Here is a 10,682-nt window from a genome sequence, read left to right as displayed (position 1 = left end):
TCCCCCAACGCCGCCAGATTCGCCCCGAACGTGTTGGTCTCCACACAATCAACACCAACAGCGAAATACGCGTCATGGACCGCGCGCACAATGTCAGGGCGCGTCACGTTCAGCACCTCATTGCAGCCCTCGTGCCCGTCGAAATCGTCGAGCGTGGGGTCGTAGGACTGCAACATCGTCCCCATGGCTCCATCCGCCACGATCACACGCTGGGACAGTGCCTGCCTGAAGGACGCTTCGCTATTCATGCGCCCAAGCCTAGCGGGAGCCGCGGCGGCGCCGCCGAAGGCGGTGGCCGGGCCGGCCGGCGCTATCGCGAAGAGCGAACGCCGCCGCTCAGAACGCCGTACTCGGACCGCTATGCCCTCTCCCGTGACACCGGGCACCCCTCAACGAATAGGCTTGGTCGGGTACGAGGCCGCCGCCGGCGGCCCTGAGACCGCTCCGGCAGGCCCGTGCGGTCTCGGCCAGGCTAGGAGGAGGCGGCGCGTGATCGAGCTCGAAGGACTCCCCGAGCTCGTCGACCCGGTGCTGATCGCCGCGTTCGAGGGGTGGAACGACGCCGGAGAGGCGTCGAGCGGGGCTCTGGCGCACCTGGAAGCGGAATGGAAGGCGTCCCCGCTGGTCGAGCTCGACCCCGAGGACTACTACGACTTTCAGGTGACCCGGCCGGTGGTCCAGCTGGGTGACGGCGTGACCCGGTCGATCGTGTGGCCGACGACGCGGTTGCTGGTGGCCCGCCCGCCGGGCAGCGAGCGCGACGTCGTGCTGCTGCGCGGCATCGAGCCGAACATGCGGTGGCGCACGTTCTGCTCGGAGATCGTGGCCATCTGCCTGGAGCTCGGGGTGGAGACCGCGGTGCTGCTGGGCGCCCTGCTCAACGACTCCCCGCACACCCGGCCGGTGCCGATCGTGGGCTCGGTCAGCGATCCGGGCCTCGCCCGTTCGCTCAACCTCGAGCTCACCCGTTATGAGGGGCCGACCGGCATCGTCGGAGTGCTGCAGCACACGCTGGGCACGGCCGGGATCCAGACGATCTCGTTGTGGGCGTCGGTGCCGCACTACGTCGCCCAGCCGCCCAACCCCAAGGCCACGCTGGCGCTGCTGCGCCGCATCGAGGACCTGCTGGACATCCCGATGCCGCTGGGCGAGCTGCCCGAGGAGGCGCAGGCATGGGAGCACGGGGTGGACGAGCTGGCCTCGCAGGACTCCGAGGTCGCCGAGTACGTCCGCGAGCTGGAGGAACGCAAGGACGCGGCCGATCTGCCCGAGGCGAGCGGCGACGCCATCGCGGCGGAGTTCGAGCGCTACCTGCGCCGGCGGGACAACGACGACAGCGGCTGACCGGTCCGCGCGCCAGGCCGGGGGCCGCTCAGGGCGACAGGGACCGGTCGAGTCACGGAGTAGCCGGAATTTCCCGGCCATCTCATGCTTTATCCGTTCAAAGCGGATAAAGCTGTATTGCGGATAGTTCCTAATATTCGCCGCGAGCGGCGTGGATTTCAGGTAATAATTGGCCGCTGCGCCGCTTCCGCACCATTGATCATGGGCGGCACCTCACGCGCGGCAACGATCCGATAACGGGGACGAGCACGACTCCGCAAACATCGTGAGCTCCGCCATCCGCGTGCTGAACCTACACATGTGACTGCGCACCTTGGGGCACCCATGGCGATTCCCTATCCCGACCCGCACAAGAGAGCACAGGAGACGCGGCGGCGCGTCCTTGCGATGTCGGTGTTCATGCAGCGGCACCAGGCCGCGGAGGACGAATCCGGCACCCCGGCCGACGCGGCCTCCCCGTCCGGAGCCGGTGGCTACCCTCAGCTGCACGGCACCACCCCCGCCCGGGCGGTGGAGACCTTCCTGGTCCTGCTGCAGGACCGCCTTCCGGTCTGGCTGCGCACCCTGGAGGAGCTGATGCACCGGACCGGCAAGGGGCGGGTGAACGACAACCTGCTGCCGGTGGCCCGGGAGGGCATCGACTACTACGCCGAGGTCCAGGCCGCGGCGATGCCCGCGTTCATCTCCCCGTCCATCACCGTGCGCTTCCGCGAGGCGCTGCGCGAGACCGAGCTCGGCCCGGCCTCCGAGATCGCCCCGCTGGCGCGCTACCTGGCGGCCGAGCGGAGCCTCGGCCGTATCGCACCCGACGTCACCCCGGAGGCGAGTGCCCGCCTGCTGCTGGCGGGCTGCTTCCGGCACGCCTACTACGAGATGTTCATCGGCGCGGGCGCCTGCCTGTCCCGGGACGACGGCGCCCTGGAGATCGTGCGCGAGCTGCGGCTGGAGGCCGTCGCGCCCCGCGCGCCGGCGCTTTCCTGACCCGGCCGTGCCGCCGGGGCCGCCGGGACGGCGGAACGCGCCATGGCCTGGTCGAACCGGTGCCAGACCAGGGCGGCCAGGTCGTCGTCGGCGCCGAGGGGCCGGCTGACCAGGTCGGCCTCCGCGGCCTCCAGCCGTCCCTGGAAGAACCCGGGGGCCAGCAGATAGGAGGCGATCGCGACCCGGGGGGCCGGTCCGGATCGCAGCCGCTGCAGGGCCTCGGCCGGCGTCGGGGCGGCCGCCGAGGCGAACGCCGCGGTGACCGGGCGGGCCAGCCGCACCGACAGCAGCCGGGCCGCGGCCCGGACGTCGGCGACCGCGGCGGGGTCGGAGGAGCCGGCGGCGCCGAGGACGACGGCGTCGGTGGGGCGCAGGCCGGCGGAGGCCAGCCGCCGGGCCAGCACGGAGGTGACCAGCGGGTGGGGGCCGAGGTGCCCGGCGATCAGCGCGTCCGGCCGGGCCCGGGCGACCACGGCGGGCAGGTCGATGTGGATGTGGTAGCCGCCGGCCAGCAGCAGCGGGACCACCACGACCGGCCCGGGCACCCGCGCCAGGACATCGGCGAGCAGCGGGGAGCTGATCTCCAGGTAGGCGAGCTCGACGCGGCGGCCGGGGCGCGCGCGGCGCACCCGGTCGGCCAGCGCGGCCAGGGTGGCCTCGCCCGCCGCGCTGCGGGTGCCGTGGGCGGCCAGGACGAGGGTCATCGGGCCTCCGGCCGGTCGCAGGCCAGGCGGTAGCCGCGCTTGACGACGGTCTCCACGATGCCGGAGGGGCCGAGGGCGCGGCGCAGCCGGGTGACGGCCATCTCGACGGCGTGCTCGGCCGAGTCGCGGGATGGTCCGCCGGGCAGCACGACGCGCAGGTCCGAACGGGGCACCACGTGTCCGGGACGCTCGGCCAGGCGCTTGAGCACCGCCATCGGGGCGGGCGGCAGCGGCTTGAGCTCGCCGTCCACGGCGACGGCGTGCCCGCGGATCTCCAGCTCGTGCGATCCGGCGGTGACCCGGGTGACGCTGTGCTCGGGCAGGTGACGCGCGAGGGTGCGGGCCAGCGAGCCGAGCCGGGCGCGCTCGGGCTGGATCACCGGCACGCCCTTGGTCACCAGCGGGGACGCGGTCACCGGGCCGACGCAGGCGGCCACGACCGGGCCGTGGAACGCCGCGAGGAGCGCCTCCTCCAGCCCTTCGGCGCGGGCGGCGTTCAGCATGGCGAGCACGGCGGGGGCGCTGGTGAAGGCGACGGCGTCCACCGAGCCGGAGATCGCCTGGGTGATCAGGCGGCGCAGCGGCGAGGGGTCGCGGTAGGGCAGCCACCGGTAGACGGGCACCTCGATGACGGTGGCGCCCGCCGCGCGCAGCGCGGCGACGAACCCGGTGAGCGGCTCGCCGTGCAACTGGACCACGATGCGCCGTCCATGCAGGTCCTGGGCCAGGAGGTAGTCCTTGATCTCCTCGCAGGACTCGGTCGGCGGGGTCCAGTGGTCGTTCAGCCCGGCGGCGCGCACGGCGCCGCGGGCCTTGGGCCCGCGCGGCAGCAGGCGGGCGCCGGCCAGGTGCCCGGCCAGGTCGCCGGACAGCCCCCAGCCCTCGGCGGCGGCCACCCAGCCGCGGAACCCGACGCCGGTGGTGACCACGACGTCGTCGACCGGCCCGGCCAGGCACTCGCGGGTGGCGGCCAGCAGGTCGGCGTCCTCGGCGAGCGGCACCAGCCGGATGGCGGGCGCCCGGACGACCCGGGCGCCGCGCCGTTCGAGCAGGGCGGCGAACTCCTCCTTGCGGCGGGTCGCGGTCACCCCGATGGTGAAGCCCGCGAGGGCGTCGGGCGCGGTCTCCGGCGCCGTCATGGGATCCTCCACGAGGGCGGCCGTCATGCCACGCTCACTTCCACCGTGCCGTTGTGGACACGGACGGGATAGGTCGGAATGGCGGTGGCCGGGTCGTCCAGGCACATGCCGGTCACCAGGGAGAACGACTGCTTGTGCATGGGGGCCGAGACCACCGGCTCCTCGCCGCGGGTGCCGACGATGCCGCGGGAGATCACGTACGCGCCGCTGAACGGGTCGCGGTTGCCGACGGCGAACAGGCGTCCGTCGAAGGTGCGGAAGACGGCGATCTGCCGGCCGGCGACCAGCGCGGCGGCGCCGCGTTCGGGGAGCAGGTCGGCGTGGGCGCAGATCGGCGTCCATGCCGTCGCGGTGCCGGTGCGGGTCTCCGGGTGGTTCTGGATGATCGTCATGCGCGTGTCACCTCCAGGAGGACTGGCTTTATCTGGTCACGTTCGGTCTCGAAGACGATGGACGGGTCGGGGGTGTCGGGGGCGTTGACGAAGCTGACGAAGCGCCGCAGCTTGTCGGGGTCGTCGAGCGTGGCGCGCCACTCGTCGAAGTAGCCGCCCACGTGCCGCTCCATCGCGGCGTCGAGGTCGGCGCAGATGCCGAGCGAGTCGCCCACGATCACGTCGCGCAGGTAGTCGAGGCCGATGGCCTGCACCCAGGCGGAGGTGCGCTGGAGCCGGTCGGCCGTGCGGATGTAGAACATCAGGAAGCGGTCGATGGTGCGGACCAGTTCGTCGTCGGACAGGTCGCTCGCCAGCAGGTCGGCGTGGCGGGGCTTGAAGCCGCCGTTGCCGCCGACGTAGAGGTTCCAGCCGTTCTCGGTGGCGATGATGCCGAAGTCCTTGCTGCGCGCCTCGGCGCACTCGCGGGCGCAGCCGGACACCGCCGACTTCAGCTTGTGCGGGGAGCGCAGCCCCCGGTAGCGCAGCTCCAGGGCGATGGCCATGCCGACCGAGTCCTGGACGCCGTAGCGGCACCAGGTGGAGCCGACGCAGGACTTCACGGTGCGCAGCGCCTTGCCGTAGGCGTGCCCGGACTCGAAGCCGGCGTCCACCAGCCGCTTCCAGATCTTGGGCAGTTGTTCCACCCGGGCGCCGAGCAGGTCGATGCGCTGCCCGCCGGTGATCTTGGTGTAGAGGCCGAAGTCGCGGGCGACCTCGCCGATCACGATGAGCTTCTCGGGGGTGATCTCCCCGCCCGGGATGCGCGGCACGACCGAGTAGGTGCCGTTCTTCTGCAGGTTGGCCAGGAAGTGGTCGTTGGTGTCCTGCAGCGCGGCCTGCTCGCCTTCCAGTACGTGCCCGCCGTTCAGCGAGGCCAGGATGGAGGCGACGGCCGGCTTGCAGATGTCACAGCCGCGGCCCCGGCCGTGCTCGGTGATGAGCTGGGAGAAGGTCGTGATGCCGCGCACCCGGACGATGTCGAAGAGTTCGGGCCTGCTGTACTCGAAGTGCTCGCACAGTGCCTTGCTGAGCGCGACGCCCTCGGCGGCGAGGATCGAGGCCAGCGCCGGCACGCAGCTTCCGCAGCTGGTGCCCGCGCGGGTGCACTTCTTGACCCCGGCGACGTCGGTCAGCCCAAGTTCGTGGATGGCCGTGCAGATCTGCCCCTTGGTGACGTTGTTGCACGAGCAGACCTGGGCGTCGTCGGGGAAGTCGGCGCCCGAGAGCCCGGCGCCACCGGCGCCGGCGAACAGCAGGTCGCTCGGCGAGGCGGACAGCTCCCTGCCCACCATCGGCCGCAGGAGGCTGTAGGGGCCGGCGTCGCCGACACAGATGCCGCCGAGCAGGGTGCGCGCGTCGTCACTGATGAACAGCTTCTTGTAGACGCCGGCCACCGGGTCCATGTAGGTGACGTCGAGCGCGCCCGAGAGCTGCCCGAAGCTCGCCACGTCCACGCCGAGCAGCTTCAGCTTGGCCGACAGGTCGCCTCCGGTGAACACCGCCTCGCCGCCGAGGATGCGGTCGGCCGCGACCTCGGCCATGCTGAAGCACGGTGCGACCAGGCCGTACACCATGCCGCCCACCAGGGCGCACTCGCCGATGGCGTAGATCGCCGGGTCGGAGGTGCGCATGGCGTCGTCGACGACGATGCCGCCGCGTTCGCCGAGCTCCAGCCCGGCCTGGAAGGCCAGCTCGTCGCGGGGCCGGATGCCGGCGGAGAACACCACCACCCCGGCGTCGATCTCGGTGCCGTCGGCCAGGACGACCTTGTCCGGCTCGATGCGGTTCAGACCGGTGCCGGTGTGCACGGAGAGGCCGAGCCGTTCGACGTGGCCGCGCAGCACCGCGCCGCCGCCCTCGTCGACCTGGCGGGGCATCAGCCAGGGGGCCATCTCGACGACGTGGGTGGCAAGGCCCAGGCCGCGCAGCGCGTCGGCGGCCTCCAGGCCGAGCAGCCCGCCGCCGACCACCACACCTGCCGAGGCGCCGGAGGCGGCGTCGCGGATGGCGTTCAGGTCGTCGATCGTCCGGTAGACGAACGCGTGCTCGGCCCCGGGCACCGGGGGCACGAACGGCGCGGAGCCGGTCGCCAGCACCAGCACGTCGTAGGGCTCCTCGTGCCCGCCCGCGGTGACCACGACGCGGCGGTCGCGGTCGATCTCGGTCACCCGTTCGGCCAGCCGCACGGTCGCCGGGCCCTCTGGTGCGGGGTAGGTCAGGTCTTCCAGGGTCGCCCCGGTCAGGTAGGAGGTCAGCGCCACCCGGTCATAGGCGTGCCGCGGCTCCTCCCCCAGAACGGTGATCGTGCCGGTGAACCCGCGTCCGGTCAGGGACTCCACGAGCCGGTGGGCCGTGGGCCCATATCCCACCACGACGATTCTCACGCGCGGACCTCCTCTTCCTGCTCGCACAGCCAGCCGATGATCCCCGCGACCGCGCTCCGGCAGCTTCCGCAGCCGGTGGTGGCCCGGGTGGCCGCCGCCACGGCGGCCATGTCGCGCGCACCCGCCTCCCAGCAGGCGCGGATGCGGCCCTTGGTCACGTTGTTGCACTCGCACACCCGCGCCGAGTCGGGCATGAAGACCGGGGTGTCGGCCGGGGTCGCGTGCTCCAGCGAAGGGAACAGCAGCCCTGCCGGGTCGCCGGGAAGCGGCCCGCCCCTGTCGTAGAGCTGGGTGAGCGTTCCCACGGTCGGCGCGTCGCCGAGCAGGATCGCCCCCACCAGCCGGTCGTCCCTGATCACGAGCTTGCGGTAGATGCCGCGCGCCCGGTGGGTGAAGCGGACCACCTCGACGGCACCGGCGTCGTCGCTGAGGTGGGTCTCGCCCATCGCGGCCAGCTCGACGCTCCTGGCCTTGAGCCGGGTGACCAGGCGCGAGCCGCGGTAGCGGGCGGCCCGGTCGGCCCCGGTGATCAGGTCGGCCACCACGGCGGCCTGCTCCCAGGCGGGGGCGACCAGGCCGTACACGGTGCCGTCGTGCTGGGCGCACTCGCCGATGGCGTAGATCGCCGGGTCGGAGGTGCGCATGTGGTCGTCCACGACGACGCCGCGGCCGACCTCCAGTCCGGCGTCCCTGGCCAGGGAGACCATGGGGCGCACGCCGCAGGCGAGCACCACCAGTTCCCCGGGCAGGACCTCGCCGGTGGCCAGCTCGACGCCGTCCTCGCGGATCGCCGTGACCTGTACGCCGGTGCGGACCCGCACGCCGAGACCGGCCAGCGCCTCGCCGAGCACCAGCCCGGCCTCGGCGTCGAGCTGGCGCTCCATGAGGTGACCGGCCAGGTGCAGCAGGGTGACCGGCATGCCCCGGCCGGCCAGTCCCCGTGCGGCCTCCACGCCCAGCAGCCCGCCGCCGACGACGACCGCGCCCGTGGCGGTCGCCGCCGCCTCGAGAATGCGGTGGCAGTCGTCCATGGTCCGGAACGCGATCGCCCGGCCGGCGCCCGGCACGGGCGGCACGACCGGCTCGCTGCCGGTGGCCAGCACCAGCGTGTCGTAGGGCTGCTCCGCGCCGTCGGCGGTGCGCACGACGCGCTCGCCGCGGTCGATCGCGGTGACGGCGACGCCGAGCCGGGTGGTCACGCCCTCGAGCTGGGCCGGCAGGCGCACCTGTTCGGGGCTGGCGGTGCCGGCGAGGACGTTGGACAGCAGGACCCGGTTGTAGGGCCTTCGGGTCTCGGCGCCGAACACGGTGATCTCGATGTTCTTGTCGCGCGCCCTGACCTCGTCGGCCAGGCGCGCCCCGGCCATGCCGTTGCCGACGACGACGAGTCTCACGCCTGCCTCCCTCGGCCGGCCCGCGGCGTCCCCGCCATCTCGTCCCGCTCGTCCGCCCCGTCGCCGCAGCGCTCGACGCGGACGGCGCAGACCTTGAACTCCGGCATCCGGGACGTCGGGTCCAGCGCCGGGTTGGTCAGGCGGTTGGCGCCCTCCCAGTGGAAGGGCATGAAGACCGTGTCGTGCCGGACGGCCCGGCCGACCCGGGCCGCGGCCTTCGCCGAGCCGCGGCGGCTGGTCACCCGGACGAGGTCACCGGAGACGATGCCGAGGCGTTCGGCCAGGTCGGCGTGCAGTTCGACGTAGGGCTCGGGCGCCGCCTCGTTGAGGGCCGCGATCCGCCGGGTCTGCGCTCCGCTCTGGTAGTGGGCCAGGAGCCGGCCGGTCGTGAGGTAGTAGGGGTAGTCGTCGTCGATCTCCTCGGCGGGCGGGCGGTGCTCCACCGGGACGAACCTGGCCCGGCCGCCGGGTGTCGGGAAGCCGTCGAGAAAGGGCCGCGGCGTCCCGGGGTGGTCCTCGGCCGGGGCCGGCCAGAACACGCCGGTCTCGCGGGCGATGCGCTCGTAGGTGATGCCGGAGTAGTCGGCGACGCCGCCCGCGCTGGCCCGGCGCAGCTCGTCGAACACGGTGCGCGGGTCGTCGGAGAAGCCTTCGCCGCGGCCGAGCCGGGTGGCCAGGCCGGCGACGATGGCCAGGTCGCTGCGCACTCCCGGCGGCGGGGTGAGCGCCTGTCGGCGCAGCAGCACCCGGCCCTCCAGGTTGGTCATGGTGCCGTGCTCCTCGGCCCACTGGGTGGTGGGCAGCACGACGTCGGCCATCGCGGCGGTCTCCGACAGCACGAAGTCGGAGACGACCAGCAGGTCGAGGGCGGCCAGGCGCTCTGTGACGTGGCCGGCCCGCGGGGCGGAGACCACCGGGTTGGAGCCGAACACCAGCAGGCCCCGGGGACCGCCGTCGGTGCCGAGGGCGTCCAGCAGTTCGTAGGCCGAGCGGCCGGGGCCGGGGAGCTCGGCGGGGTCGACGCCCCAGACGGCGGCGACGTGGGCGCGGGCGGCCGGATCGTCGATCTTCCGGTAGCCGGGGAGCTGGTCGGCCTTCTGCCCGTGCTCGCGCCCGCCCTGGCCGTTGCCCTGCCCGGTGACGCAGCCGTATCCCGAGCCTTCGCGGCCCGGCAGGCCGAGGGCGAGGGCGAGGTTGATGAACGCGGTGACGGTGTCCACGCCCTTGGACTGCTGCTCGGCGCCCCGGCCGGTGAGGATCATGGCCCGGTCGGCGGTGGCGAGCAGGCGGACCGCTTCGCGCATCGCGGCGACCGGCACGCCGGTGACCCGCTCGGCGCGCTCGGGCCACCAGGCGGCCACCGAGGCGCGGGCTTCGGTGAAGCCGGTGGTGCGGGCGGCGATGTAGTCCCGGTCGGCGTACCCCTCGGTGATCGCGATGTGCAGCAGGCCGAGCCCCAGCGCCAGGTCGGTGCCCGGGGTCACCTTCAGGTGCAGCCTGGCCTGCCGGGCGGTGCGGGTCTCGCGGGGGTCGGCGACGATGAGCGTGCCGCGCAGGTGCCGCAGGAAGGGCGGCATGGTCTCGGCGACGTTGCCGCCGACCATCAGGACCGCGTCCGCCTCGGCGATGTCGGTGATCGGGAAGGGCAGCCCGCGGTCCATGCCGAACGCGCGGTTGGCGGCGGCCGCCGCCGAGGACATGCAGAACCGGCCGTTGTAGTCGATCTGGCTGGTGCGCAGCGCCACCCGGGCGAACTTGCCGAGCTGGTAGGCCTTCTCGTTGGTGAGGCCGCCGCCGCCGAACACCGCGACCGCGTCGCGCCCGTGCGCGGTCTGCAGGTCGCGGACGGCGCCGGCGACGCGGTCGAGCGCCTCGTCCCAGCTCACCGGCTCCAGCGGGCCGCCGCGCCGCGCGCGGGCGAGGGGGGTGGTCAGCCGGACGCCGCCGGTCAGCAGCTCGCCCGCCGTCCAGCCCTTCTGGCAGAGCCCTCCGCCGTTGGCCGGGATGTCGTGCCGGGGGGTGATGGTGAGCGTGCCGCCCGCGGCCTCACCCCTGACGTACATGCCGCACTGCAGGGCGCAGTAGGGGCAGTGCGTCGCCTCTCCCAGGTGGACCGGCGCCATCACAGGCGCCGGCGGGGAAAGTGAGATCGGCATGGGTTCGATGGTGCTTTCGGGCCGTTTCACCGTTGGGTCCCTCCTGTTACCTCTGTGCTACAAGGCGCCAACCGTGTTCACCTTCGGCACCGGCGGGCTGTGCGCACTTCGCTCCCGCCGGCGCGGTGAGGTGCGGCGGGGCGCTC

Annotated in this window: 9 protein-coding genes; 2 read left to right on the top strand and 7 right to left on the bottom strand. The window is 73.3% G+C overall.

Annotated features, from left to right (window positions below; translation table 11 throughout):
• A partial coding sequence (locus tag IEY93_RS33465) for a homocysteine S-methyltransferase family protein (RefSeq protein ID WP_189167181.1) occupies positions 1-248 on the bottom strand: 248 nt, incomplete at its 3' end.
• Between the two features lie 241 nt (positions 249-489).
• Between IEY93_RS33465 and IEY93_RS33460 the strand changes: the two genes are divergently transcribed.
• Together IEY93_RS33460 and IEY93_RS33455 are read left to right on the top strand one after the other, a co-directional pair.
• Positions 490-1,344 (top strand): PAC2 family protein, encoded by an 855-nt coding sequence (locus IEY93_RS33460; RefSeq protein ID WP_189167180.1) that lies wholly within the window; start codon positions 490-492, stop codon positions 1,342-1,344.
• Between the two features lie 324 nt (positions 1,345-1,668).
• On the top strand, positions 1,669-2,325 hold the full coding sequence (locus IEY93_RS33455) for a hypothetical protein (protein WP_189167179.1): 657 nt from the start codon (positions 1,669-1,671) through the stop codon (positions 2,323-2,325).
• Here the strand turns inward: IEY93_RS33455 and IEY93_RS33450 are convergent.
• Genes IEY93_RS33450 through IEY93_RS33425 form a run of 6 tightly spaced genes read right to left on the bottom strand, consistent with a single transcriptional unit; the run spans position 2,211 to position 10,536 of the window.
• Positions 2,211-3,029: a sirohydrochlorin chelatase gene (locus tag IEY93_RS33450; protein ID WP_189167178.1), complete on the bottom strand. Its 819-nt coding sequence runs from the start codon at positions 3,027-3,029 to the stop codon at positions 2,211-2,213. The genes IEY93_RS33455 and IEY93_RS33450 overlap by 115 nt on opposite strands.
• Positions 3,026-4,195, bottom strand: coding sequence for a uroporphyrinogen-III synthase (locus IEY93_RS33445; protein WP_189167177.1), 1,170 nt, complete (start codon positions 4,193-4,195; stop codon positions 3,026-3,028). Before IEY93_RS33445 ends, IEY93_RS33450 begins: the two co-directional genes overlap by 4 nt.
• A complete protein-coding gene (gene nirD / locus IEY93_RS33440; RefSeq protein ID WP_189167176.1) occupies positions 4,192-4,560 on the bottom strand; it encodes a nitrite reductase small subunit NirD in 369 nt (122 codons plus the stop codon). Before nirD ends, IEY93_RS33445 begins: the two co-directional genes overlap by 4 nt.
• A complete protein-coding gene (gene nirB, locus IEY93_RS33435) occupies positions 4,557-6,986 on the bottom strand; it encodes a nitrite reductase large subunit NirB (RefSeq protein WP_189167175.1) in 2,430 nt (809 codons plus the stop codon). Before nirB ends, nirD begins: the two co-directional genes overlap by 4 nt.
• Positions 6,983-8,380 (bottom strand): FAD-dependent oxidoreductase, encoded by a 1,398-nt coding sequence (locus IEY93_RS33430; protein ID WP_189167174.1) that lies wholly within the window; start codon positions 8,378-8,380, stop codon positions 6,983-6,985. The genes nirB and IEY93_RS33430 overlap by 4 nt, the downstream gene beginning before the upstream one ends.
• On the bottom strand, positions 8,377-10,536 hold the full coding sequence (locus tag IEY93_RS33425) for a molybdopterin oxidoreductase family protein (RefSeq protein ID WP_189167173.1): 2,160 nt from the start codon (positions 10,534-10,536) through the stop codon (positions 8,377-8,379). Before IEY93_RS33425 ends, IEY93_RS33430 begins: the two co-directional genes overlap by 4 nt.
• Positions 10,537-10,682: the final 146 nt, after the last annotated feature.

Source organism: Sphaerisporangium melleum, assembly GCF_014646695.1.
GTDB lineage: Bacteria > Actinomycetota > Actinomycetes > Streptosporangiales > Streptosporangiaceae > Sphaerisporangium > Sphaerisporangium melleum.
This window is presented reverse-complemented; position numbering and strand designations above follow the sequence as displayed.

Coding starts and splice junctions, on each gene's coding strand:
- nirD (WP_189167176.1), bottom strand. CDS start 4,560: ATGACGATCATCCAGAACCACCCGGAGACCCGCACCGGCACCGCGACG.
- IEY93_RS33445 (WP_189167177.1), bottom strand. CDS start 4,195: ATGACGGCCGCCCTCGTGGAGGATCCCATGACGGCGCCGGAGACCGCG.
- IEY93_RS33450 (WP_189167178.1), bottom strand. CDS start 3,029: ATGACCCTCGTCCTGGCCGCCCACGGCACCCGCAGCGCGGCGGGCGAG.
- IEY93_RS33455 (WP_189167179.1), top strand. CDS start 1,669: ATGGCGATTCCCTATCCCGACCCGCACAAGAGAGCACAGGAGACGCGG.
- IEY93_RS33425 (WP_189167173.1), bottom strand. CDS start 10,536: ATGCCGATCTCACTTTCCCCGCCGGCGCCTGTGATGGCGCCGGTCCAC.